At 59.1% G+C, this 24356-nt stretch carries 25 protein-coding genes; 9 read left to right on the forward strand and 16 right to left on the reverse strand.

Annotation, left to right across the window (positions count from 1 at the left end; genetic code table 11):
- Positions 1 to 42: 42 nt before the first annotated feature.
- Positions 43 to 1341 carry a rod shape-determining protein RodA gene (rodA, locus tag ABIB60_RS20440; RefSeq protein ID WP_354582227.1) on the forward strand — a complete coding sequence of 433 codons (1299 nt, stop codon included), beginning with the start codon at positions 43 to 45 and terminating at the stop codon, positions 1339 to 1341.
- Positions 1342 to 1422: 81 nt separating this feature from the next.
- Positions 1423 to 2802: a hypothetical protein gene (locus tag ABIB60_RS20445; RefSeq protein WP_354582228.1), complete on the forward strand. Its 1380-nt coding sequence runs from the start codon at positions 1423 to 1425 to the stop codon at positions 2800 to 2802.
- On the opposite strand, the gene ABIB60_RS20450 is transcribed toward ABIB60_RS20445, so the two are convergent.
- Both ABIB60_RS20450 and ABIB60_RS20455 read right to left on the reverse strand, forming a co-directional pair.
- Positions 2744 to 3811, reverse strand: coding sequence for a hypothetical protein (locus ABIB60_RS20450; RefSeq protein ID WP_354582229.1), 1068 nt, complete (start codon positions 3809 to 3811; stop codon positions 2744 to 2746). The genes ABIB60_RS20445 and ABIB60_RS20450 overlap by 59 nt on opposite strands.
- Positions 3812 to 3893: 82 nt before the next feature.
- A complete protein-coding gene (locus ABIB60_RS20455; RefSeq protein WP_354582230.1) occupies positions 3894 to 5135 on the reverse strand; it encodes a DUF8457 domain-containing protein in 1242 nt (413 codons plus the stop codon).
- A 34-nt stretch (positions 5136 to 5169) separates the two neighbouring features.
- Here ABIB60_RS20455 and ABIB60_RS20460 point away from each other — a divergent pair, with 34 nt between their 5' ends.
- The 5 genes from ABIB60_RS20460 to recO all read left to right on the forward strand — a co-directional run bounded on the left by ABIB60_RS20460 (position 5170) and on the right by recO (position 10037).
- Positions 5170 to 5490, forward strand: coding sequence for a 2Fe-2S iron-sulfur cluster-binding protein (locus ABIB60_RS20460; RefSeq protein ID WP_354582231.1), 321 nt, complete (start codon positions 5170 to 5172; stop codon positions 5488 to 5490).
- Positions 5487 to 5996 (forward strand): hypothetical protein, encoded by a 510-nt coding sequence (locus ABIB60_RS20465; RefSeq protein ID WP_354582232.1) that lies wholly within the window; start codon positions 5487 to 5489, stop codon positions 5994 to 5996. The genes ABIB60_RS20460 and ABIB60_RS20465 overlap by 4 nt, the downstream gene beginning before the upstream one ends.
- Before the next feature lie 107 nt (positions 5997 to 6103).
- On the forward strand, positions 6104 to 6733 hold the full coding sequence (locus ABIB60_RS20470; RefSeq protein ID WP_354582233.1) for a thymidine kinase: 630 nt from the start codon (positions 6104 to 6106) through the stop codon (positions 6731 to 6733).
- 172 nt (positions 6734 to 6905) lie between these two features.
- Positions 6906 to 9254: a type IX secretion system anionic LPS delivery protein PorZ gene (porZ, locus tag ABIB60_RS20475; RefSeq protein ID WP_354582234.1), complete on the forward strand. Its 2349-nt coding sequence runs from the start codon at positions 6906 to 6908 to the stop codon at positions 9252 to 9254.
- A gap of 60 nt (positions 9255 to 9314) precedes the next feature.
- Positions 9315 to 10037, forward strand: a complete 723-nt coding sequence (gene recO, locus ABIB60_RS20480; protein WP_354582235.1) for a DNA repair protein RecO — start codon at positions 9315 to 9317, stop codon at positions 10035 to 10037.
- Between the two features lie 77 nt (positions 10038 to 10114).
- Here recO and ABIB60_RS20485 read toward each other — a convergent pair whose 3' ends face one another.
- The 7 genes from ABIB60_RS20485 to ABIB60_RS20515 form a co-directional block, all read right to left on the reverse strand.
- Positions 10115 to 11056 (reverse strand): FKBP-type peptidyl-prolyl cis-trans isomerase, encoded by a 942-nt coding sequence (locus tag ABIB60_RS20485; RefSeq protein ID WP_354582236.1) that lies wholly within the window; start codon positions 11054 to 11056, stop codon positions 10115 to 10117.
- Positions 11057 to 11216: 160 nt separating this feature from the next.
- A complete protein-coding gene (locus tag ABIB60_RS20490; protein WP_354582237.1) occupies positions 11217 to 11648 on the reverse strand; it encodes an FKBP-type peptidyl-prolyl cis-trans isomerase in 432 nt (143 codons plus the stop codon).
- Positions 11649 to 11717: 69 nt separating this feature from the next.
- Entirely contained in the window at positions 11718 to 12257 is a 540-nt protein-coding gene (locus ABIB60_RS20495) for an FKBP-type peptidyl-prolyl cis-trans isomerase (RefSeq protein ID WP_354582238.1), read from the reverse strand.
- A gap of 37 nt (positions 12258 to 12294) precedes the next feature.
- Positions 12295 to 12783 (reverse strand): FKBP-type peptidyl-prolyl cis-trans isomerase, encoded by a 489-nt coding sequence (locus ABIB60_RS20500; RefSeq protein WP_354582239.1) that lies wholly within the window; start codon positions 12781 to 12783, stop codon positions 12295 to 12297.
- A gap of 31 nt (positions 12784 to 12814) precedes the next feature.
- On the reverse strand, positions 12815 to 13333 hold the full coding sequence (locus tag ABIB60_RS20505; RefSeq protein WP_354582240.1) for an FKBP-type peptidyl-prolyl cis-trans isomerase: 519 nt from the start codon (positions 13331 to 13333) through the stop codon (positions 12815 to 12817).
- Between the two features lie 107 nt (positions 13334 to 13440).
- Positions 13441 to 14499, reverse strand: a complete 1059-nt coding sequence (locus ABIB60_RS20510) for an FKBP-type peptidyl-prolyl cis-trans isomerase (protein ID WP_354582241.1) — start codon at positions 14497 to 14499, stop codon at positions 13441 to 13443.
- A 50-nt stretch (positions 14500 to 14549) separates the two neighbouring features.
- Positions 14550 to 15593 carry a DHH family phosphoesterase gene (locus ABIB60_RS20515; protein ID WP_354582242.1) on the reverse strand — a complete coding sequence of 348 codons (1044 nt, stop codon included), beginning with the start codon at positions 15591 to 15593 and terminating at the stop codon, positions 14550 to 14552.
- A gap of 360 nt (positions 15594 to 15953) precedes the next feature.
- Between ABIB60_RS20515 and ABIB60_RS20520 the strand changes: the two genes are divergently transcribed.
- Positions 15954 to 16373 (forward strand): nucleoside-diphosphate kinase, encoded by a 420-nt coding sequence (locus ABIB60_RS20520; protein WP_354582243.1) that lies wholly within the window; start codon positions 15954 to 15956, stop codon positions 16371 to 16373.
- Positions 16374 to 16574: 201 nt separating this feature from the next.
- On the opposite strand, the gene ABIB60_RS20525 is transcribed toward ABIB60_RS20520, so the two are convergent.
- The 7 genes from ABIB60_RS20525 to ABIB60_RS20555 all read right to left on the reverse strand — a co-directional run bounded on the left by ABIB60_RS20525 (position 16575) and on the right by ABIB60_RS20555 (position 22272).
- A complete protein-coding gene (locus ABIB60_RS20525; protein WP_354582244.1) occupies positions 16575 to 17870 on the reverse strand; it encodes a nucleoside permease in 1296 nt (431 codons plus the stop codon).
- A gap of 162 nt (positions 17871 to 18032) precedes the next feature.
- On the reverse strand, positions 18033 to 19139 hold the full coding sequence (locus tag ABIB60_RS20530) for an alkene reductase (RefSeq protein ID WP_354582245.1): 1107 nt from the start codon (positions 19137 to 19139) through the stop codon (positions 18033 to 18035).
- Between the two features lie 84 nt (positions 19140 to 19223).
- Entirely contained in the window at positions 19224 to 19493 is a 270-nt protein-coding gene (locus ABIB60_RS20535) for an ArsR/SmtB family transcription factor (protein ID WP_354582246.1), read from the reverse strand.
- Between the two features lie 189 nt (positions 19494 to 19682).
- A complete protein-coding gene (locus ABIB60_RS20540) occupies positions 19683 to 20291 on the reverse strand; it encodes a superoxide dismutase (protein ID WP_354582247.1) in 609 nt (202 codons plus the stop codon).
- A gap of 200 nt (positions 20292 to 20491) precedes the next feature.
- On the reverse strand, positions 20492 to 20938 hold the full coding sequence (locus ABIB60_RS20545) for a nucleoside deaminase (protein ID WP_354582248.1): 447 nt from the start codon (positions 20936 to 20938) through the stop codon (positions 20492 to 20494).
- Positions 20939 to 21056: 118 nt separating this feature from the next.
- Positions 21057 to 21623 (reverse strand): hypothetical protein, encoded by a 567-nt coding sequence (locus tag ABIB60_RS20550; protein ID WP_354582249.1) that lies wholly within the window; start codon positions 21621 to 21623, stop codon positions 21057 to 21059.
- Positions 21624 to 21819: 196 nt separating this feature from the next.
- Positions 21820 to 22272 carry a T9SS type A sorting domain-containing protein gene (locus ABIB60_RS20555; RefSeq protein ID WP_354582250.1) on the reverse strand — a complete coding sequence of 151 codons (453 nt, stop codon included), beginning with the start codon at positions 22270 to 22272 and terminating at the stop codon, positions 21820 to 21822.
- Between the two features lie 315 nt (positions 22273 to 22587).
- On the opposite strand from ABIB60_RS20555, the gene aspS reads away from it, so the two are divergent.
- Positions 22588 to 24354 carry an aspartate--tRNA ligase gene (aspS, locus tag ABIB60_RS20560; protein ID WP_354582251.1) on the forward strand — a complete coding sequence of 589 codons (1767 nt, stop codon included), beginning with the start codon at positions 22588 to 22590 and terminating at the stop codon, positions 24352 to 24354.
- The last annotated feature ends 2 nt before the right edge of the window (positions 24355 to 24356 follow it).

Here is a 24356-nt window from a genome sequence, read left to right on the forward strand (position 1 = left end):
CCAAGGACCTTAGCAAGCTCAGCTTGACAGTTTCTATTTCGTATGCCAACTTCTCCTGCTCGTTACAGCCGCAGCATTGACTGGGTAACGGTGCTCATCTATTTACTGATGGTGGGCGTGGGCTGGCTGAACGTGTACGCGGCCAGCTACTCGCCCGATGCCCCGGATAATGCGCTCAGCGTCCTGAGCTTCCAGGAGCTGATGGCCTTCAACTGGTTTAAGCAGATTCTCTGGATTGGCACGGCCGTGGTGCTCATTGTAGTGCTGGTCGTCATCGACTCCAAGGCCTACGATACGTTTGCCTTTGTGCTGTACGGGGGCATGATTCTGCTGCTGATAATCACCCCATTTATTGCCCGGCCCATTGCCGGCTCCCGCTCCTGGCTGGAGCTGGGGCCGGTGCGTTTGCAGCCCGCTGAGTTTGCCAAGTTTATCACGGCCCTGGCTGCCTCACGCTATATGGCCGGCATCAACCTGCGCCAGCAAAACTTCCGCGACCAGCTGGTGCTGGCTGGCCTCACGCTGCTACCGCCCTTGCTCATCATTGCCGCCAACGAAACCGGGCAAGCCTTGGTGTTCGGAGCGTTTCTGCTGGCTTATTTCCGCGAGGGTATGTCGCCGCTGATTCTGCTGATTCTGGCGGCGGCCGGGGCTATCCTGATACTCGCGCTGCTCGTGCCCAAGCTGTGGCTGGTGGGGGCGTTTACCGTTATTCTGGGGGCCGCTTTTGCCTTCAACTCCAAACTCTGGCGCCACCATTTGCCTTTGTCGCTGGGTGTGTGGGCGGTGGTGATTGGCATGGTGTTCGGGGTAGATTTCTTCTTCAACAATGTGCTGCAGGCCCACCAGCGCAAGCGCATTGAAATCCTCATCAACCCCTCCGCCGACCCGCTGGGGGTGGGCTGGAACGTGACGCAGTCGAAAATTGCCATTGGCTCGGGGGGGCTGGCGGGCAAAGGCTTCCTGCAGGGTACCCAAACCAAGTTCGATTTTGTGCCCGAGCAGAGCACCGACTTCATTTTCTGCACGGTGGGGGAGGAGTGGGGCTGGCTGGGTACCATGGTCACCATCATCCTGTTCATGACTTTGCTGGGCCGCGTGGTGTACGTGGCGGAGCGGCAGAAATCGGTGTTTGGGCGCACCTACGGCTACTGCGTGGCCAGCATCATCTTCTTCCACTTCTGCGTGAACATCGGCATGACCATCGGGCTGGCGCCGGTGGTGGGTATTCCACTGCCATTCTTCAGCTACGGTGGCTCCTCGCTCTGGTCTTTTACCACGCTGCTGTTCATTCTGCTGGCCATTGATGCCTACCGCAAACAGGATTTGGAGCGGTACTAGGCCCAAAACCGTCAAGCGGCAGCAGGCGGAAGTTGTTCAGGGGGGCAGTATGCTACCGGTAGCTTCCCTTTCTTTGCGGCCATGAGAGCTGACCAGCATCCACTACGGCCGCAACCTGGGCGAATTCCCCGGTGGGTGCTGGCAGGGCTTGTTGCCCTGCATGTGCTGGCGCTGGGCTGGCAGATATACACGCACCAGCCGTTTTTTCCCGACTCCGACCGGTACGTGCAAGCGGCCCGCAACCTGCGGGATGCTGGCGTGCTGTACGCGCTGCCGCTGCATGAAAAGCCCTTGCAACTGCAGGAATATACTATTCGGCCGCCGGGTTACCCAGTATTTCTACTGCTTACGGGCGGCGCCGGAACCGCCTTCCCGGTACTGACGCTGCTGCTTCAGAACGGGTTGAGCCTACTTAATCTGTGGCTGGCTCTGCGGTGGCTGGCCCATTATACGGGTGGGTTGCACCCCTGGCAGTGGGGCGCGGTGCTGCTGTTGGCAGTGCTGACCCCCGCTCAATTCATCTATGCCAATGTGCTGATGAGTGAAACAATGCTGCAAACGGCCGTGGTAGTGCTCTGGCTCAGTATAACCAAGCTGCTAACCGGGCAGTGGCAACAAAGGACGCTGAGTAGGGCAGCAGTGGCAGCAGCACTTGCCTTACTGATAAAACCGGTTTTCTGGCCATTCGCCGCAATTTTTCTGGCAGCAGGAGTGGTAATAGGGTGGCGGCAGCGGCGGGTAAGTATAGTAGCCGTATCGGTTGTGCCGCTGCTGGCGGCTAGCCTCTGGATAGCGCGCAACCAACAGCAAACCGGCTACTTTCATTTTTCCAGCATTTCCGAAATTAATCTGCTGCGCTACAACGCGCGCGGAGTACTCCAGGCTGCACAAGGGCCGGCCGCCGCCGAGCAGTTTGTTCGGGCAACTTTGGCTGCCGCCGAAAGCCGGCCGGGCTTTGCGGCCCAGCAGCAGTACGTGCAGCAACACGCTTTGGCAGTACTGGTGCAGCATCCGGGTACGCTTGTGGGGCAGGAGCTGCGGGGCGTGCTCACCTTCTTCCTCGACCCCGGCCGGTTTGATGTAGTGCACTTCCTGCGCCTCCCGCAAACTGCAGGCAGCGGTTTGCTACAGCTGCTGAACCAGCGTAGCTACGCGGCAGCCCTGGGTTACTTACGAAGCCTGCCACTGGGGCTGCTGGGAGGCTTGCTGCTTCTGCTAAGCGCCAATGTGGTGCGCCTGTTTCTGGTGCTGAAGTTCAGTTTCAACTCCCGTTATCCGTGGGCGGTGCGCTGGGGGCTAGTAGGCTTGGTGCTATATGTGGCGCTGCTGACGGGGCCGCTGGGGGCCGCCCGCTTCACGGTCCCCGTGCTGCCCCTACTGCTGGCCGCTGCCGGTGCCGGCCTTACTCGGGGGCGTCCATCGGCATCGGCTGAGCAGGCTCAAATCGGGTCAGCCAGCTGAAAAGTGGGTCGCGCGTAAAAATAAGGGCACAAGCAACAGCGAATAGCGGTGCGGCCAAGTAGCCCATGCGGCCCAGGTCGCCGGAGAGCAGCATATGTACTGCTACTATTGCCAGCAGCCACCCCCCCGGCCCACCAAGAACCGGCAGCCAGTGTTGCCGGGCAGCGGTACTGCGTAGCCCCAGCAAGGGCAGCAGGCTGAAGAAGCCGAAAATGCTGAACAGCTCCCCCAGGCCTTTCACCGATGCTAGCCGCCGCAATGAGTAGGTCAGGTTTTCGGCGTGAGCCAGCGCATTCTGCACGCTTGCAACCGGTGGGGCTCCCAGGCGGGTGTCAATCCAGGTGCGCACGGCCAGCGCCAGGGCTCCGCCCACTGCCAGCCAGGCCAGCTGCGCCGGCCAGCCCAAGGCACGCCGCCCGTACACCAGCAGCCACGGCACCAAAAAAACCGCCGACTCCTTGGCTTGCGGCCCTAGCAGATACACTGCAACAAGAGCCGCTGCTGAGCCGCCGCGCACCCCGTACAGCGCCAAGGCAACTACCAGCAGATACAAACTGTCTACCAGCGGCAGCCCCGCCGTGTACACGGCCCAGCGGCTAAACAGCACGGCCGCTACGGCCAAGGCCGCCGCTGGTGGTGCCGCCCCGTACCGCAGGCAGGTCCGGAACACTACCAGACCTACCCCCGCCATCAACAGGCAATTCACCCCGTAAAAGGCCAGCCGCAGGGGCCATTCCGTGCTGGGGCGCTGGGGCCACACGTGGGCGTATACTTGCTCCAGCGGCCAGGCCAGGGCGGCGGCAGCGGCCGGCACCAATACCCGGTAGCGGCGCGTAATATTTACGCCCTCAAACTTGCCCCGCGCCAGGCTCAGGTAGCTGCGCGTGTCAAGGGAATGGGAAAAATCATAGTGCAGGTACATGGTGTAGGCCGGGCCCGCCACCAGCCCCAGGGCCAATACATACACCAGTAGCCACCGGGGCCAGCGCAAGGAAAAAGCGGTAGACATACGCCGCAAAATAGCCCGTAAAACAATGCCGCCGACTGACGGGCTACATCAGTCGGCGGCAGGAGAGACGCGGGCGGGCGTATTAACCGTTGAATTTTCGCTCAATGAGCTTTAACAGCTTGCCAATGTGCTCATCCTTGCGCGCCCATTGGTATTTGCTGGCCAGATCCTCGGTTACGTAGCGCTTGGCCAGTTCGGCGCTGGGCAGCGTATCCATGTGCTGAATAGCGGCGTGATACTCCATGTTTTCGCCGTTAAACAGCTCATTGATGAAGCTGAAACGCTGGTTGATGGATATGGCTTCCCGCAACGACTCGACCTTTGGCGCTTTGTCGGCCAGGGTAGCGGCACGCTCCTGGCGCAGGGTTTCGCTCAGCGAAGGGGCCGCGGGTTGTTCAGCCTTCAGTTTCTCATAAAGGGGCACCGAGGCCGTTTCGGGCGCGGCCTGAGTAGCGGCTATGCGGCTGGTTGCGGGAGCTGGTTGCGGCGGGGTAACCGGCGCGGCGGCCGGCTGCTTCACCATCGGGACTGGCTCCGGGCGGGCAGGAGTGGGGATGAGAATTTCCGGGGGAGCCACCGGTGCGGGCTCAGCGGGAGCAAGTGGCGGGGCTTCAACCGGTGCCGGTGCTGGTGCGGCGGGCTCTTGGGCAGGGCTGACCGCTGCCGGAGCTGTAGCCGCTTCCTCGGGCTGAGCGGTTTCGTAGAGCTCGGCCTCCGTAAGGGGCAGCAGCACATTAAACTGCTCCACTACCAAGGCTACGGGCTGCATGTGCTCCTGGCTGGCTTCACGGTGCAGGCGGAAGCGGCTCAGCAGGTAATCACGCTGCTGTTCCTGGCCGGCGGGCAGGGTGGCCAGAAATTCCTCGAAAACCGGCTTGTTGGCATCCAGATAGCGCAGAGACTCCCGCAGCTTTTCGGGCGTGTAACCGGGCGCGTCGCCCAGCAGCTTGCGGGCAAAAGTTTCGGTGGGGTCGAGGCAGCCGGTGAGCGTATCGGTAATGGCTTCCGCCAGCAAGGGCTCAAAGGCCGGCCGGCTGATTTTGATGCGCCGCGACAGTACATTCATGAACTGCGTGAGGGCCTGGCGTACATCGGCATCCTCAAAATCGAAGTAGGGGCTGCGCAGCTGGCCCATTTCAGCCGTCCACTTATGGAGGAGCTGCTGCACCACAAATAGATTTACCTGCCGGATGGGCGTGAAGCGCAGTACGGCGGGCCCATCGAGGGTAGCCGTGGGGCGGGCACCAAAATACTGGTCGCAGAGTAGAGCGGCCAGCAGCCGGCCGTATTGTTCACGCTTGGCGTGGCTATATTGGGTCTTCATTGAAAGCCTGTTTCTAGCGGGCAAGTTAGGCAAAATGCCCACGCTCAGTATTGAAAATCTGCCTTCCGAGGCCATTTCCGTGCCAGCCGGCGCTACGCTTCTGGCTGCCCTTCAGGCCGCCGGCCACGACTGGCTGCACGCCTGCGGGGCGCGGGGCCGTTGCACTACCTGCCGCGTGCAGGTACGCAGCGGGCTCGACCTGCTAACGCCCCTCACCCCCGCCGAGTTGCGCTACCGGGAAGCTGGCCGCCTGCTGCCCGATGAGCGCCTCACCTGCCAGGCCCGCCTGCCCGAGGGTACCGTAACAGCCCGCGTACCCAAAGCCACCCAGCTACCCCACGTCCGCTACCAATGAGCACAGCTCCGCTCCGCCGGGCCCATGCCCATCTGTACAAGAAAGTGCCTTTTCAGGCGGCATCTTTCTCCCTGCGGACTCAGTTGGCCAAGCTAGCCTTGTACCTGGCCATTATAAGCGTGGCGGTTGTTGTATTGCCCTTCTTGCCCACGCGCTTCTACCGCTACTCCGCGCCCAGCTCGCCGGAGCAGTACCTAGCGTATGTACCGGCAGCCCTGCTAGTGGGGCTATTACTGGCGGTTGGGGCGGTGTATAGCACCATCCTTACGCCCTGGCGGCAAAGCCACCACGCGCACCGGTTGGTAGGCCGTTTCCCGGTGCGAATGAAAACGGCCGTGCTGGGCCAGTACTGGCTGGAGTTTGCGCCCGATGATACTCACCGGGTAAGCGTAAGCCAGTCACTGTTTGCAAGGGTGGAGCCGGGCGACCAAGTGGAGGTGTCGTATTCTGCTGACGGGGAATTGCAAAAGGTGGTATTGGTAGCGCGCTCAGTATCAGGCAGGTGAAAAAATAGCGCAAACCCGATGCATGGTTTAGGGTTGGAGCAAAGGCCCCGAACTCCGTACTTTGAAGCATTGACCACTGGCCCCGGCCGCCGCAACTTCTCACTTCTATGTTCATTGAACCCCGCGTGATTACGGGCTCGGGCGTGGCACGCCGGGGCTGGATTGAGGTTGTGTGCGGCTCCATGTTTTCAGGCAAAACGGAGGAGCTGATCCGCCGGCTCAACCGGGCCAAAATTGCCCGCCAGCACGTCGAAATCTTCAAACCTGCCCTCGATACGCGCTACCACGCCGAGGACGTAGTATCGCACAACCAAAACAGCATCCGCTCCACGCCAGTACCCGTGGCCCAGGAAATGCTGCTGCTGGCCACCGGCTGCGACGTGGTAGGCGTGGACGAGGCCCAGTTTTTTGATGAGTCGTTGGTGGAAGTGTGCGTACAACTAGCCAACCGGGGCACCCGCGTGATTGTGGCCGGGCTGGATATGGACTTCCTGGGCCAGCCCTTCGGCCCCATGCCGGCCCTGATGGCCGTGGCTGAGTTTGTGACCAAGGTGCACGCCATTTGCGTGTGCTGCGGGGAGCTGGCTTCGTATTCCTTCCGCGTCACGGCTTCCGAAGACAAGATTCTGCTGGGCGAAACCGATGCGTACGAGGCCCGTTGCCGTGCCTGTTTTCAGGAGGGGATGAAGGAAAAGTCGGCGGAGCCTACCGCCGAGAAACTTTTGCGGGGCGCGTAACGCAGAAAATCCAGCAGCCAAGCAAGGGTAAAAATTGGCTGGATCGGGACGTGGTTTGTGATAAGCTGGGCCTGAGCAATGCGGGTAATCAGTCTTACTGCAAGCTTCGCACTAAAGCCCGGCAGGCGGCGTTATCTTGCCACTTCATCCAGTACGCCGCCATACTCTGCCCATGATTTCAGTGCTACGCCTGCTACGCGGGGCTTGCCTTGCCGCTTTTCTGTTTACTACTGCCGCCGCCCGTGCCCAAGGGCCGGTAGGTTACGGCGACTGGCAGCTGCACGTGCCCAACAATCAGGCCCGGGCGTTAGCCGATGCGGGCAGCCGGGTGTACGTGGCCGCCGAAAATGCCTTTTTCTACTTTGATAAAGAATTAAATACCACGCGCCTGCTCTCCCGGCGCGACGGCCTGAACGACGCGGGGGTAAGTACGCTGGCCTATGATTCGGTGACGCAGCAGCTGGTAGTGGCCTACCGCAGTGCCAACCTGGATATTCTGCGCCCCCAGAATGAGGCCGTTACGAACCTCAATGATATTGCCCGTAAGGAAATAAGCGGGGCCAAAACCATTAACCACATTCACATCAATGCCCGGCGGGCCTACCTGGCTTGCAGCTTTGGTATTGTAGTAGTGGATCTGACCCGGCTGGAAATCCGGGACTCGTACACCAACATCGGGCCCGGCGGCACAGCCGTGCAGGTATATGCCACGGCCGTGGCCAACGGTGTGTTGTTTGCGGCTACGTCCAACGGGTTGATGCGTACTAGCCTGAGCGCCAACCCCCTCGACTACCGCAACTGGACCACTGACCTGCCTGCCCGCGCCGGCAACCCCTACCGCACCCTGGCCGTGCAGGATGGCCGCGTAGTAGCCGGCATCAATGGGGAGCGGTTGGTAACGTACGTGGCCGGCAGCGGCTGGCAGCCCCTCAGCGGCTCACCCACCGGCGTAGAGTTCCGGCAGCTTACCCCCAGCCGGGCCGGCCTGCTCATCACTGACAACAGCCAGGTAACGGTGCTCAATGTGGCTACTGGCGTGCGGGTGCGCACCCTGCGCCCCACGCCGCTAGTGAACCCCCGGGCAGCCCTCCGCGACCGGACGGGCACTTACTATTTAGCCGACAACACCAACGGCCTGTTACAAACCACTGATGGCACGCAGGCTCAACAGTTTATTACCAATGCTCCAGCCTATGCCCAGGGCTTTAGCGTACTAGCTGATGCTCGCTCCGGCAAGGTGAATATCTTCACGGGTGGCTACGGTGAAAACTACGTGCAGAGCGAGCTGTACCGCGGATTTGCGGAGTATACCGATGGCCGCTGGACAAATATCAATACAACTACGCAACCTAACCCGGCACAGTATCCTAACCTCAAAGACCTGACTCGGGGGGCGCGCACGCCCGACGGTACTCTGTACGTAGGTAGCTACGGCAACGGCCTGCTGGAGTGGAAAGGGCCGGGCGAGTTTCGCGTATTCAACCCGACGACCAACGTACCAAATCCGCTGAAAAGCGCCATCCCAAATCCTGATTTTACCCGGGTAACCGACCTCACTACCGATGCGGAAGGCAACGTCTGGCTAATCAACCGGCACCAGATTGAAGGGCAGTCGGGCGTATACATGTTTAACCCAGTTACCACTACCTGGCGGGTGTTGGACTTCTTCAGCGGTAGCCACAATCTGGAGCGGATAGTGCTGGATGAAGCCGGTACAGTGTGGGCCACGGGTAGCCGCCTGAGCCCTACCGGCGTGGTGGCCTACCAGCCGAACGACAAAGCGGTGCGCTACTACACCCAGGCGTATGGGGCCGATAACACCAGCATTTCAATCCGGGAATCCAATGACTTGGTGAAAGACCGCACGGGCAATATATGGGTAGCTACCAACAGTGGCCCGGCTGTATTCAACGATGCCCTCAGCAGCTTCGATACCAACCTGAACCTGCAGTTTACGCTGCCTTACGTGCGGCGGGGAGATGGGACGGGTTTTCCCACACTGTTTAACGAGCGTATCCGGGCCATTGCCGTGGATGGGGCCAACCGCAAGTGGTTTGGTACTGACCGGGGCTTGTGGCTGTTCAGCGCCGACGCCAGTGAGGGCCTCCTTCACTTCACCACCGATAACAGCCCGTTGCCTTCCAACCAGATTGTGGATGTGGAGGTGAACGATAAAACCGGGGAAGTATTCGTGGTGACGGATGCCGGTACCGTGGCTTACCGGGGCGACGCTACCGTGACGGAGGGCAAGCCCAGCTGCGCCAAGGTGTTCCCCAACCCCGTGCGCACGGACTTTACGGGCCAGGTGGGCATTACCGGGCTGGCCAACAATGGCTTCGTGAAAATTACCGATGTAACGGGTAAGCTCGTGTACCAGACCCGCGCCACCGGCGGAGCCGTTACCTGGAACCTGCTGGATGGCAACGGCCGGCGGGTGCAGTCAGGCGTATATCTGGTGCTGTCGTCGGATGCGGATGGCAAGAACGGGTGCGTAAGCAAAGTGGCCGTAGTAGAGCGCTAGGCGGGAAATTAAAAGTACCGCCGCGCTGTTTACAGCTAGTTACTACCAACCCTACTCAGCATGCTCATCAAAACCCGGGGCATTGTGCTCAGCTACTTGCGCTACCGCGAAACCAGCATCATTGCCCGCATTTACACCGAGCGGCTGGGGCTGCAGAGCTACGTGGTGAACGGAGTGCGCAAAGCCAAGCCGCCCGGCCGTATTGCCCTGTTTCAGCCCTTCACCATGCTGGATCTGGTGGCCTACACCTCTCGGAGCGGGGGCCTCACGCGCCTAGCGGAATTTCGTTGCTCCGAGCCATTTCGTACCCTGCCCTACGATGTGCGCAAGAGCAGCGTAGGCCTGCTGCTGTCGGAAATTGTGAGCCGGGTATTGCAGGAGGAGGAAGAAAACGAGCCCCTGTTCAACTTCCTGCACGATTCTATTCTGCGCTTCGATCAGCAGGAAAGCGGCTTTGAGAACTTTGCCCTGGAGTTTCTGCTGCAGCTCAGTCATTACCTGGGTTTTGGGCCGGAAACCGCCGAGCAGATTACTTCTCAGGTGACCTTTGCTGCCGAAGCGCCCAGCGCCGCCGGTGGCCGCAACCCGGTGGCCATGCGCTTCCAGGAATTCGAGCAGTATTTCGATGCGTTATTGCAGCATCCCGCAACGGCCGTTATTCCTAACGGCCGCATTCGGCGGGAGCTGCTGGATGTGCTTATCCGCTACTACCAGCTGCACGTTGAGCACCTCGGTGACGTCCGCTCACTGTCGGTACTCTCCGAAGTGCTGGCCGAGTTGTAGCCTGTTAATTGTTAATTGTTGGTTGCTGGTTGTCAGTTGTTAGTCTGTTTTTATGCTAACAACCAGCAACCAACAACTTACTTCACGTCCACCAACTCTACATTGAAGCGCAGAATGCTGTTTGGGGGGATATCGGCGCCCGCACCCCGGCTGCCGTAGGCCAGCGCCGACGGAATGAGCAGTACGGCCTTGGAGCCTTTCGGGAGCAAGGCAATGCCCTCGTCCCAACCCGGAATTACCTGGCCCTGGCCCAGCGCAAACGTAATGGGCTTATTTCCGTTGCGAGCGGAAGCGTCGAATACGGTACCGTTGAGCAGCATGCCCGTGTACAGCACCGATACTAATTGGCCGGGTTTGGGCTTGGGGCCGGTACCTACTTTGGTTATCACGTAACGCAGCCCCTTGGCCGTTTTCAGGCTCGTTAGCTTGTTCTGCTTGAGGTAAGCCAGCATCCGTACGTCCTCCTGAGCGGTGCGGGCGGCGTCTTGCTTTTTGGCTTCTGCCTGGGCTTGTACTTTCTCCTGCTGGAAGTCCTGCATGGCTTCCGCCTGGGTCTGTATCTTGAGGGCTTTGGCCAGCACCGTAAGCGTATTGCCCGCTTTGCGCATAAACGGCGGTACCGGCTGCCGGAACGACTTCACAAACACAGTGTCCAGGTTGAGCCGGAACACGCCGGAGTCGCCGGGCTGCAGCAGGGACAGGGCCTCCTCTACGCTGCCGCGTTGTGTGCTCCTGATGGTATCCAGCGGAATACGTACCGGCTGGTTGTTGTTCTGGCGGCGGGAGTGCATGAGCACCGAGTCCGAGGCGGTGCGAAACTGCAAATGGGCACTCAGGATCTGGCCGATGCGGGAGGGGTAGCTGGCATCACCGGCCGGGGGCAGGGCCGGACGCGGTACGTAGCGGCCATTTTCGCGGTGGTAAATCCGGTATTCCAGCCCGGAACTGAGGCGGTTGAAGGAGGCCGGGCTTTGCTGGGCCACCGCGGGGCAGCAGTACAGACTGATAGAGGCGGACAAAAGGCCCAGAAAGCTCCGGAATCGAGCAGAAATAAGCATGGGTGCGTGCGCTAAGCGAGTGGAGGCAGCAAGATGGGAAGGATACCCGACAACTAAGGCAGCCAGCCAGGAATGGTGCATACGCCACCGGCCCGCTCCAACAGTTGGGGCGGGCCGGTTTTTACTTGATTTTCAACACTTCCAGCTCAAATACCAAGTCAGCGTTGGGCGGGATAATGTAGCGCTTACCCGCGTCGTCATCGGGGTCGAGGCGGCCTTTCGGGCCGTAGGCCAGCGCCGCCGGAATCCAGACGCGCGCCCGGCTGCCGGCCGGCAACAGGAGCAGAGCTTCATCAAACCCCTTGATTACCACGCCCTGCCCAGCTTTCACCTTCAATGGGCCGCCTTGCTGCACGGAGGTATCAAAAATATGACCATCCGATGCCAGAAGCCCCGTGTAGTGCACCGTTACCCGGTCGCCGCGCTGGGGCAGGGGGCCCGCGCCGCGCTGCCGGATGGCGTAGCGCAGTCCCGAGGCCGTGGTAACGGCCCTGGGCAACAGGCTATCAGTAGAAACCGGTACCGTGGTAGTAGATAAGGTGCGCTGAGCCATACCCGCCACAGGCAGACAGCAAAAAGCCACAATACCGCACCGAACTGCTACTGAGCACGACATAGCCGCTTATTCTACGTTCAGGATTTCCATGTCGAACAGCAGCGGGGTGTTAGGCCCGATAGAGCCTTTGCTTCCTCCGCCGTAAGCCAAATACGATGGAATCAGCACCAGCTTTCGGTCACCCTTGCGCATTTGCTGGGTGGCCACGCTCCAGCCACTGATCAGCTCGTTGGTACCGTTGTAAAAGCTCAGGCAGCCGCAGGCCGTGCGGTTGTTGCTGGAGGCATCAAACACTACTCCGTCGTTGGCTTCGCTGATGAGTTTGCCTACGTAGTTGGTGGTTACCTTCTGGCCGGCTTTAATGAGTGGGTTGGTAGTGGGGCCATCGGCAATGGGCACCAAGTAAATACCCGATTCCAGCCGGTTGTAGGTGGTGATGCCGTGGCGCGTGAGGTAGGCCTGAATGGCGGAGTCATCCGTTTTCTTCTGCTCCTCTACCAACTTGGCTTGCTGCTCATAAATCGTGTCGGAGTTGCAGCTGGTGAGCACCGGCGCACCGGCCAGGGCCAAAACCAGCATCGACAGAATCAGGGAAGTTTTTTTCATAACCGAAACGGCCGCCAGGGTAGGCAGCCAGGTAAATTTACTTAATATCTACTACCTCCACATCAAACCGCAGCACGGCATTAGCCGGGATGCTGCCGCTACCGGAGGTGCCGTAAGCTGCTTTCGAGGGAATAAGCAAAGTAGCTTTGGCTCCCTTATTCAGGCGGGTAAACGCGCCGTCCCAACCCGAAATTACGCGGCCTTGGCCCAGCAAAAAGGGAAAGCCAAGGGTGGTCAGGTTGCTGTCGAACACATTGCCATCCAGCGTGGTGCCCTTGTAGAGGGCCTTCACCACGTTGCCCTTCCTAGCATTGGGGCCGGTGCCAGGTTGGGTAACGTTGATGTACACGTCCAGCGTATCCTTGCGGAAACCGGTCAGGCTTTTGTCTTTGATGTACTGCTGAATAATGGCGTCGTCCTGGGCGGTGTAGTCCGGGGTAGCCTTGTCGTCATCGTCTTTGCAGGCAGCCAGGGAGGCTACCACGCCCAACAGCAGCACCGACGGCAGAGAAAAGCGAAATTTCATAAGCAAGAGCAAAAAATCGGAGTCCGTTGACTTATTGGATGTTCTTCACTTCCACATCGAAACGCAGCACGGAAGCGGAAGGAATAGGGCCCACCGGCCGGCCCCCGTAGCCCAGGGCCGAGGGAATCAGCAGAATGGCTTTTGAACCTACGCGCAACGTAGAAAACCCAATATCCCAACCCGCAATTACCTGCCCCATTCCAACCGGAAACGTGAACGGCTGGTCGCCCCGGCTGCCAGTCGAGTCGAACACGTTGCCCGACGGCACCAGGCTGCCCGTGTACAGCGCCGACACCGACTGGTTGCGCTTGGGCCGGGCACCCGTACCCGGCCGGGTTTCAATAATGGTCATGCCCAGCGTATCGAGCCGGGTGCCAGTGAAATTGTTGGCCCGGATGTAATCTTCGATAATCTGCTTATCACGGGCCGAGTAATCTTTGGTATCAATGGCAAACTCCTCGGTTTTTTGGCAGGAAGCCAGCAGGCTGCCTACCACCAGCAGGCAGAAGCTAAGCCAGGCCATTGGGCGGCGGAAAAAGGAAAACAGCATACGCAACGCAAACAAAATGGTAGTGAGTAGAAGAGTCAAAAGCCCCCGGCTCGGTTGCACCGGGTCGGGGGCTTTTGCGTAACGACGAACCGTGACAACAAGTGCGCTTATTGACCGGGCTGTTGCTGCTGTTGTTGCTGCAAGGCTTCCAGCTGGCGCTGCATGTCTTCCTGGCTCATCTGGGGCTGAGGCGGGGCGTTTTTCACATCCACCAGCTCCACGTCGAAGCGCAGAATAGCATCGGCCGGAATATCGGCGCCGGCCCCACGCTGCCCGTAGGCTAACGACGAGGGAATCAGCAACACTGCCTTGGAGCCCTTATTCAGCATAGGAATGGCCTTGTCCCAGCCCGGAATTACCTGGCCTACGCCAATGGGGAATTCAATGGGCTTACCGTTGTTGGGTGCTTTCTCCGAGGTATCGAACACTTTGCCGTTTTCCAGCAGTTTGCCCGTGTATTTCACGGCTACAATCTGGCCGGGTTTGGGCTTGGGGCCGGTGCCGGGCGAGGTTACCACGTAGTACACGCCCGAAGGATCCTTCTGCGCCGTCAGGTTATTCTTCTTGATGTAGTCCTGCAGTTTCACGTCGTCAGCTTTCAACTGCTGGTCGGCGTGCTCCTTCATTTTCTGCTGCTGCTCCACCTGCATTTTCTGCACGTCGGCCATGGCTTCGTCCCGGGTCTGCACCTTGTCCACCTTCACGTACATGGTCATGGTCTTGCCAGCCTTCTGCATGAACGGGGGCACCGGCTGCCGGAACGATTTGGCGAAGATGGTATCCACGTTGAAGCGGAACACGGCCGAGTCGCCGGGCTGGAGCAGGCTGATAGCCTCTTCCAGGCCGCCGCGCTGCTGCTTGCGCACCGAGTCCAGGGGCACGCGCACCGGGAAGCCCATCTGCTGCTTACGCGAGTTGAACAGCACCGAGTCCTTGGCCGTGCGGTACTCCACGTGCAGGGCCATTATTTTGCCGATGCGGTCTTTGTAAGACGCGTCGCCTTCGGCGCCAACTTCACGGGCATCGTAGCTTTTGCCGTTGCTCTTGAAAACTTTGTATTCGATTCCTGATGTGGTCTTGCTGAAGTCACCGCCTTTGTTGCAGGAGGCCAGGCCCAGAACGCCGGCAGCGAGGGCCAGGCTCAGAAAGTTGCGTTTAAGGAACATGAAGGGGTTTGCGGGTTAGAAGACAGAATGAGGGGCCAAGTTACACCGAATTATACCGATGGTGCTACCGGAGCCAGTGGGGCCGTTACAAGTTGAGTCTGGTAGGCGGGCAAAAGCCCCAGGAAACGCTCCACAGTGCTGTCCAGCGAGTCGTAGCTGATGCCGCCGGCGGCGTTGTGGTGGCCCCCGCCGTTGAAGTTGCGGCGCGAAAACTCACTGACCGAGAAGTCGCCCACCGAGCGGAAGGATATTTTTACGGCTTGCCCCCGGTCAATAAGAATGGCGGCAAACACAATGCCCTCAATGCTGAGCGCAAAATTTACCAGCCCTTCCGTGTCGCCGGTTTTGGAGTTGTATTGGCGCAGCTCATCCGCCGTAATGGCAATATAAGCCGTGTTATACTCGCGCAGTACCGTGAGCTTGTCCTTGAGCACGAAGCCCAAAAAGCGCAGCCGTTCCTCCGAATGCGAGTCGTAAATACGACGGTGCACGTCGGAGAGGTTGATGCCAGCATTCAGCAGCTCGGCAATGATAAGGTGCACATTGCGGGAGGTGCTGGGGTGGCGGAAAGAGCCGGTGTCCGTCATAATGCCGGCGTAGAGGCACTCCCCGATACCGGTGTCAATCAGGTCCTGGTCGCCCAGGTCCCGGATTACTTCGAATACCAGTTCCGCCGTGGCCGCCGCCTTGGAGTTGGAGTAATCCAGCTGGGCAAAGTCCTCCGGCTCCTGGTGGTGGTCGATGAGCACTTTGGTGCCTTTCGCCTCCCGCACGTAGTCGCCCAGCTCATTGATGCGGCCCAGACAGCTGAAGTCGAGGCAGAACAGCACTTCGGCCCGCGCCACGATGTCGCGCACCTGGGCATCGTTCTGGCGGGGCTCATACACCACTACCTCCTCGTTGCCGGGCATCCAGGCCAGGAAGTTGGGGTAGTCGGAGGGCGTAACCACCGTTACGCTGTGGCCCTTCTTGCGGAGGTAGCCGGCCAAGCCCAGGGACGAGCCCAGGGCGTCAGCATCGGGCTTGTGGTGGGTGGTGATAAAAATCTGTCGGGGTTGCGCCAGCAGCTCCTTCAGCTCAGATATTGTGGACATTGCCTACGGGGTAGGTGACTGAATTTCGGTCGGTTAGGCCGCGTACAAAGGCGGCAAAAGTCGGAAATATTCTGGGTTCCAACAAAACGGCTTGCAGAAAGGTGCAGCCGGAGCGTAGGTGAGTGTAAGGCCGGGGGCTGCCCGAATGTTCCGAAGCAGGAAAAATATGGGAAATGTGGAGTTGAATATGAGCAATATGCTACCAATACCGGTACGCGTTACCGAAAAAGCCGCACAACTGCTGTGGGCATTTTAGCGGCTCTACCGTATTCCATGAATTCATTCTGTACTTTTGCGGCCGCAAACGCCTGATGTTTGCGCCGTAACGGTATCCATTTCAACCCCAACCATACGAAGCCCATGGCCACGAACCGCACGTTCACGATGATTAAGCCCGACGCCACCCAGGACAACCACATCGGTGGCATCCTGAGCATGATTGAGGAAGGCGGCTTCCGCATCGTAGCCCTGAAAAAAGTACAGCTGACTCCCGAGCGCGCCGGCCAGTTCTACGAAGTACACAAGGAGCGCCCCTTCTACGGCGACCTGGTAAAGTACATGTCGTCGGGCCCCATTGTAGCGGCTATTCTCGAGAAAGACAACGCCGTAGCTGATTTCCGTACCCTGATTGGCGCTACTAACCCCGCCCAGGCCGCCGAAGGCACCATCCGGAAAAAGTACGCCAAGAGCATCGAAGCCAACGCCGTACACGGTTCCGACTCCGACGAAAACGCCCAAATCGAAGGTGACTTCTACTTCACCGCCGACGAGCAATTCTAAATCACGGATTTAGCCGGATTTTTCGGATTACACGGATTCGTTCTGGATTCGTGGTTTGTCTGAAAAGTCTACCAACAAAAAGCCCGCTTGCTGCTGCAAGCGGGCTTTTTGTTGTTTCAAATTATGATTAGGCGCAACGGTTGCATGAATCCGTGCAATCCGAAATCCGTGCAATCCGAAAAATCCGGCTGAATCCGTGATTTAGGCCTGCTCTACGCTCAGCAGGGGCTCAGGATGCTCCAGCTCGGCGGTGGCCTCCTGAGGGCTGTGCTTGTGCTTGAACAGGAATACGAACAGCACGGCAATTACCAGCGCATAAGCCGCAAACGTCAGCCAGATTCCCTGCCAGTCCTTGGTCAGGCCATCGGGGGCAGTAAAGTACTTCTCGATAATGATACCGCTGATGGAGCTGCCCAGCACGGCGCCGAAACCGTTGGTCATCATCATAAACAAGCCCTGTGCACTGGCCCGGATGCTGGAAGCCGTTTGGGTTTCCACGAACAGGGAGCCGGAGATGTTGAAGAAGTCGAAGGCCATGCCGTACACGATGCACGAGAGAATAACCAGCGTGATGCCGGGAAAATCGGGGGTGCCGAAGGCCAGCAAGCCAAAGCGCAATACCCAGGCAATCATGCTGAACAGCATCACCTGCTTAATACCAAAGCGCCGCAAAAAGAACGGAATGGCCAGAATAAACAGCGTCTCCGAAACCTGCGAAATGGACATGATAATGGCCGGGTACTTCACCGCAAACGTGTCCTTATAGGCGGGTACTTTGTCAAAATCGTGCAGAAAGGTGTCGCCGTAGGCATTGGTGAGCTGCAGAGCGGCTCCCAGCAGCAGCGCGAACAGGAAGAAGGTGAGCATTTTGGTGTCGCGCAGCAAAGCAAACGACTTCAGCCCCAGTACATCTACCAGGGAGCGGCTGGGCGTGTCTTTGGCCGTGGGCGGGCAGGCGGGCAGCGTGAAGGAGTAGATGCCCAGCGCAAAAGCCGCGGCGGCAGCCACGTAAAACTGGTTAGCCGATTTCTCGAAGCCCAGCAAGCTCACCGTCCACATGGCCACAATGAAGCCGATAGTACCCCACACCCGGATGGGGGGGTAATCCTTCACCACGTCCAGGCCCTGGCGCTTTAGCACCGAGTACGACACGGCAATGCTGAGCGCCAGTGTGGGCATATAGAAAATCATGTTTAGCAGAATCACCCAGAAAAAGGTGCCGGGGTCCGTCACCATGGGTACCGTGCACAGCACCACCCCGCCAAGAATATGCAGGATGCCGTAGAGCTTCTCGGCATTCACGTACTTATCGGCAATAATCCCCATGATGGAAGGCATGAAGATAGAGGCAATGCCCATGGTGGAAAAGATGGCCCCGAACTGCGCACCCGACCATTGCTTGGTCTGAAACCAGTACGCCCCGATGGTTATCAGCCACGAGCCCCAGATGAAAAACTGTAAAAAGCTCAGAATAGTGAGACGCAACTTGGTACTCATGCAACTACTGGTGAGGAAAGTGGGGGGAACACAATTTGAAACCTAAAGATACAAGAATTCTCTACCGTGAAAATTCGCCCCAGCGGGTATGGGGCGGCCCGGAACGCAAACTGCCCCCCAACCAGAAGGCCGGGGGGCAGTTTGTAGCAAGCCGTGCGCAGGCTAGGCGTGAGCCGTAGCCAGCGCGGGGTAATCGGTGTATCCCTGGTGGAAACCCTCAGGGCCGGGAGCGTAGAAGGTAGAAGGATCGGCCGGGGCCAGCTCGGCGCCCTGCTCCAGGCGGGCTACCAGGTCAGGGTTGGCAATGAACGCCCGGCCAAAGGCAATGAGTTCGGCGCGGCCGCTCTGCAGGTCGGCTTCGGCGCGGGCCACGTCGTAGCCCCCGCTCAGGATGAGTGCGTTGGTGAACTTCTCACGCAGGCCCTCGATGATGCTGGCAGGCACGGCCGGCGCGCCCATGCTCTCGTGGTTCACGATGTGCAGGTATACCAGATTCAGCTTTTGCAACTCAGCAGCCAAGTACAGGTACTGCGCATCAATGTCATCGAAGGTGGGAGCCACGTCATTGAAGGCGCCGTAGGGCGACACGCGGATGCCCACGCGCTCTGCCCCAATGGCGGCTACCATGCCCTGAGCAATTTCCAGCACGAAGCGCGCCCGGTTCTCGAAGGAGCCGCCGTACTCGTCGGTGCGCTGGTTGCTCTTGGGGTTCAGAAACTGGTCGATGAGGTAGCCGTTGGCGGCGTGGATTTCAACGCCGTCGAAACCAGCCTCCACGGCCAGTTTGGCCGAGTTGATGTATTCCTGCACCACTGCTTTCACCTCGGCGGTAGTCAGTTCCCGGGGCGTGGGCTGGGGCTGCATCTGCTGCTGGTCGGTCCACATATCACCGGCGGCGGCAATGGCCGAGGGAGCTATAATTTCGGCATCAGCGGCCATGTTGAGCGGGTGCGAGATGCGACCCGTGTGCATCAGCTGCACGAAAATGTGGCCGCCTTTGGCGTGTACGGCGTCGGTTACCAGCTTCCAGCCGGCCACCTGCTGGGGCGTAAACAGACCGGGGATGCGGGCGTACCCCAGGCCGTTGGCCGAGGGCGCGGTGCCTTCCGTGACGATGAGGCCGGCAGTAGCCCGCTGGGCGTAATATTCGGCCTCCAGCGGGCCGGGCACGTTGCCCAGGGCGCGGCTGCGCGTCATCGGGGCCATTACAATATGATTCTGGAGCGTGAGGTTGCCCAGTTTGGCAGGGGAGAAGAGCGTAGTAGCCATCAGAAATTCAGCGGTTGAGTTGATGCGGCTATAAAGCATCTTCCCATCAAAATGTTTGAATGGGTTCAAGCAAATAGTTGTGCTTTACCCGAGGTCATTCAGAAACAGGGCCAATTGCCGTACTGCTTCCTTGTTCAGCGTTACCTGCACGCACCGTCCGCACTTCTGCGTTTGTACCAGCCCACTCTCCGCCAGTATCTTGAGGTGGTGCGATACGCAGGGCTGAGACAGGCCCGTGAGTTCCTGCACTTCGGCAAAAGCCAGCTGTGCCTGCTTACTCAGCGCCAGCACAATACGGAGCCGATATTTATCGGACAACGCCCCCGCCGATTTGGCCACTAGTTGAGAATCCATAGTTGAGCAAGATAACTAATTTGCCCTCTGCAGACTACAGCGAAACAGGAGCAACGCAAGCCGTACAAGGATGCTGGGTAACTGGGTTGTTGATACTGCTAAGTGGATTGCCTGCCCGTTTAGTGGGCAAAAAAAGAAGGCTGCCGGTAAGGCAGCCTTCTAAGTACTGTTGTGAAGCTCAGGGGCAGCTTAGGCAGCCTCCGCGAAGCGCTTGTTCACTTCATCCCAGTTGATGAGGTTGAAGAAAGCGGCAATGTAGTCGGGGCGGCGGTTCTGGTACTTCAGGTAGTAAGCGTGCTCCCACACGTCCAGGCCCAGCACCGGGGTGCCTTTGCAGCCGGAGTCGGGCATCAGCGGGTTATCCTGGTTGGGCGTGGAGCAGATTTGCACCGAGCCGTCGGCCTGCTTGCACAGCCAGGCCCAGCCGGAGCCGAAACGAGTGGTAGCGGCCTTGGCGAATTCTTCCTTGAACTTCTCGTAGCTGCCAAATGCCTTGTTGATGGCCTCGCCAACTGCGCCCGTGGGCTCACCACCGCCATTCGACCCCAGAATTTGCCAGAAGAAGGAGTGGTTCCAGTGGCCCCCACCGTTGTTGCGCACGGCGGCCGGAGCGGCGGCAACGTTCTGCAGCAAATCTTCCAGGCTCTTACCTTCCAGCTCAGTGCCCGTAATGGCGTTGTTGAGGTTGGTAACGTAGGCTTGGTGATGCTTGCTATGGTGAATTTCCATGGTTTGCGCATCAATGTGCGGCTCCAGGGCGTCGTAGGCGTAAGGCAGTTGGGGCAGTTCGAAAGCCATTGTAGAGAAAGTTTGTGGGTGAAAAGTAGAGAAAGGAAATTCTTGTCATCCTGAACGTAGCGCAGGACCTTATGAGAGTAGAACGAATCGTTGGTACGTCTCTCATGCTACCATGATAAGGTCCTTCGCTGTGCTCAGGGTGACAGTGATACCTTAACCCGCGCAACCCGCATAGGGTTACGGCGGCGGCCAAAAGTAGATTATTTCCGCTTTCGGACGAAGAATTCGCGCATCAGGCTCTCGCACTCATCCCCCAAGATGCCGCTGACTACTTCGGCGCGAGGGTGCAGTAGATGGCCGTGGCGGCGGTACCCGAATTTGGGCTCGGCTGCCCCGTACACCACCCGCCGCACCTGGGCCCAGGCGGTAGCCCCGGCACACATCACGCAGGGCTCCACGGTTACGTATAGGGTGCACTCCTGCAGATACTTGTTGCCGAGGTGGTTGGCGGCGGCCGTGAGGGCCAGCATTTCGGCGTGGGCCGTTACGTCCTGCAGCTTCTCGGTTTGGTTGTAGGCGCGGGCAATAATGCGCTTATCCAACACCACCACGGCCCCAATCGGAATTTCATCCTCCTCAAAGGCATACCGCGCCTGCTTCAGCGCCTCCCGGATGTACTGCTCGTCGGAATAAAGGGAAAGGGTCATGGAACGAGAATGTGGAAAATGTGGTGCGGAATGTGGAAAATGTGAGAAAGGAGAGGGCACTGCTCTTCCAGGTACGGAGTACATTCTTCACATTTCCCACATTCCGCACATTCCCTTCCTATTTCAGCACAATGCTTTGCATCACGGCCTGGGCCGTGGGCTGCCACTGGGCCTGCTCCTCGGCGGGGGCATCGAAGGTAAACACGTACAGCTGGTCACGCTCAATGGCGTACTGCACCAGCTGGTACTTGCGGATGGGGGCCAGATTGCCGCCCCGGCGGTTGTCGGTTACCGTCGAGACAAACTCCAGCACCACAAAATCCCGCTTGTTGATTGTCTGGATATCCTCGCGCAGGAACTGCACCTTGCTGTACAGGTTCTGAATGCTGGCCTTGTAAATCTTGAGCAGCAGCGCGTAGTCCCGGTTACTGAAGGTAGTAGGCTTCTGCTGCACACTTAAATCGATGCGGCCGCTGGGGTTGCTGAATACGGCCAGCGGTTTGCGCGGGGAAGGGTATTTAGCGGCAATGCCATCGTCGGGTAAGGCCGCGAAGCTCTCCGGCACCCCAATCGTAATGTTCTTGCCAACGGCGGTTTTCTTCAGCTTGGGGCCCGCAAAGGCCGCCAGCAGCAACACGGCCAGCACCAGTGGTACAACACGGCGGAAATAGGAAACGGTTTTCATAGGGCAGAAAGGTAAGGCGGAACCCACAACCGGGAGCCGCCGCGTTCAAACGCAAAGCTCCGAAGCCGCTGGCGACTCCGGAGCTTTGCAGGTATTCATTTAAATCACAAATGATAGTGATGCCGCAGATTCGTACTTATCTGACGAGCGGTTAGAACGAATCTGCGGTATCACCACCATCTGCACCATCTGTGATTTAGCGGCGCTTTTTGGTAGTGGCTACCGAGGGGTATTTAATACTCACCTTCTTCCAGTACACGTAGTTGCCGGTTTTAGCCTCAATGAGGTAGGTGCCAGCCGGAATACGTCCCAGGTCAACGGGCTCCCCGGTGTTGTTGGTGGGGTCCAGGTCGGTGGTGTATACTGCCTGCTTTTTGTAGTTGGTCATCACCAGCGTGCCGGGTTTGGTGAACTGCTGGGTGAAGCTAAGCATGATGGTTTGGCCGCTGGAGGAAGGAAATACGTCGATGCCCGACAGCGTTTCTACGCGCTTGATGGGGCCATTGAGCGTTACGGGCTCCGCTTCCGACTTGGTTTTGATTTCGGTACCGTTGGCGGTTTTGGCTTTGGTTTTCACCTTGGTCTGGGCCTGCGCGGCCGAGAAAGAAAGCAGAGTAGCGGCCAGGGCAAGCAGAACGGGGCGTTTCATATGGGGTAAAGAAGGAGTGAGGCGAAGGGAAGTTGGTTCGGTGAAGCCTGTTTGCATACTCCGTACCAATTTTGCGCAAGCTTACGCAAAACCCTCATAAAGCGCTGAAAACTGGTTTTACAGGCGGTTTCCGAAGTGGCAGAAGTCGATAAAAGGTCGCGGATTTCGTGCCCCTACTTATTTTTCCTGCCTACCTTCGCTGTGGGTAGTAAGGAGTAGTGGGTACTGAGTATTGAGTTGGCAGAAGGCTCTGCGGTTCCCATCAGTATCATCCGTTACGCAGTACTACCTACTCAATACTCAATACCAGAAAAAATGCTCCGGACTCATACCTGCGGCGAATTGCGCCCCGAACACATTGGCCAAACTGTCACGCTCTGCGGCTGGGTGCAGCGCACCCGCGACAAAGGCGGTATTCTGTGGGTGGATCTGCGCGACCGGTACGGCCTCACGCAGCTGGCCCTGGAAGAAGGCGTAGAAACCGCCGAGGTGCGCGAGCAGGCCCGGCAGCTGGGCCGCGAGTTTGTGGTGTGCGTGACGGGCAACGTAGCCGAACGCCACTCCAAAAACGACAAAATGCCCACCGGCGGCATTGAAATCCGGGTAGAGAAGCTGGAGGTGCTGAACCCCGCCAAGCTGCCGCCCTTCCTGATTGAGGACGACACCGACGGCGGCGACGACCTGCGGATGAAGTACCGCTACCTGGATCTGCGCCGCACACCCGTGCGCCAGAACCTGATGCTGCGCCACCGCGTGGCCCAGGCCACCCGCCGCTACCTCGACGATCAGGAGTTCATCGAAGTAGAAACGCCGGTGCTCATCAAAAGTACGCCCGAAGGCGCCCGCGACTTCGTGGTGCCCTCCCGCATGAACCCCGGTGAGTTTTATGCCCTGCCCCAGAGCCCCCAAACCTTCAAGCAGCTGCTGATGGTATCAGGCTTCGACCGGTACTTCCAGATTGTAAAGTGCTTCCGCGACGAGGACCTGCGCGCTGACCGTCAGCCCGAATTCACGCAGATTGACTGCGAAATGTCGTTTGTGGAGCAGGAGGATATCCTCAACACCTTCGAAGGGCTGGTGCAGTACCTGTTCCGCGAGGTGAAGGGTTTGGAAATCGGCCAGCTGCCCCGCATGACCTACGCCGACGCCATGCGCTATTACGGCAACGACAAGCCCGACACGCGCTTTGAAATGCGGTTTGTGGAGCTCAATGACGTAGTGAAGGGCCACGGCTTCCCGGTATTCGAGGCCGCCGGCTTGGTAGTGGGCATCTGCGCCACCGGCGCGGCCAGCTATACCCGCAAGCAGCTCGATGAGCTAACCGAGTACGTGAAGCGCCCCCAGATTGGCGCTACCGGTCTGGTGTACGCCCGCGTGGAGGCCGACGGCTCGGTCAAGTCGTCGGTAGATAAATTCTACTCGCAGGAAGTGCTGCAGCAGTGGAAGGCCGCATTCAACGCCCAGCCCGGCGACTTGCTGCTGCTACTGGCCGGCGAGCCAAACAAAACACGCAAGGCCCTCTCGGAGCTACGTCTGGAAATGGGCCAGCGCCTCGGCCTGCGCGACAAAGACACCTTCTCGGCCCTGTGGGTAGTGGATTTCCCCCTGCTTGAGTACATCGAGGAGGAAGGCCGCTACTTCGCCATGCACCACCCCTTCACCTCGCCCAAGCCCGAGGACGTGGCCCTGCTGGCCTCGCCCGACACAATAGGGGAGGTGCGCGCCAACGCCTACGACATGGTGATTAACGGCGTGGAAGTGGGTGGGGGCTCCATCCGCATCCACGACCGCACGGTGCAGGCCCAGATGTTCGGGCTGCTCGGCTTCAGCCCCGAGGAGGCCCAGGCCCAGTTCGGCTTCCTGCTCGACGCCTTCGAGTACGGCGCGCCGCCCCACGGTGGCATTGCCTTCGGCTTCGACCGTCTCTGCAGCCTCTTTGGCGGCGCCGACAGCATCCGAGACTTCATTGCCTTCCCCAAAAACAACTCCGGCCGCGACGTGATGATTGACTCTCCCTCGCAGATTTCACCAGCGCAGTTGAAAGAATTGAGCATTAAAACCGATGTGGTAGCCATTAAATAAGA

The organism is Hymenobacter sp. UYP22 (genome assembly GCF_040547285.1).
GTDB lineage: Bacteria > Bacteroidota > Bacteroidia > Cytophagales > Hymenobacteraceae > Hymenobacter.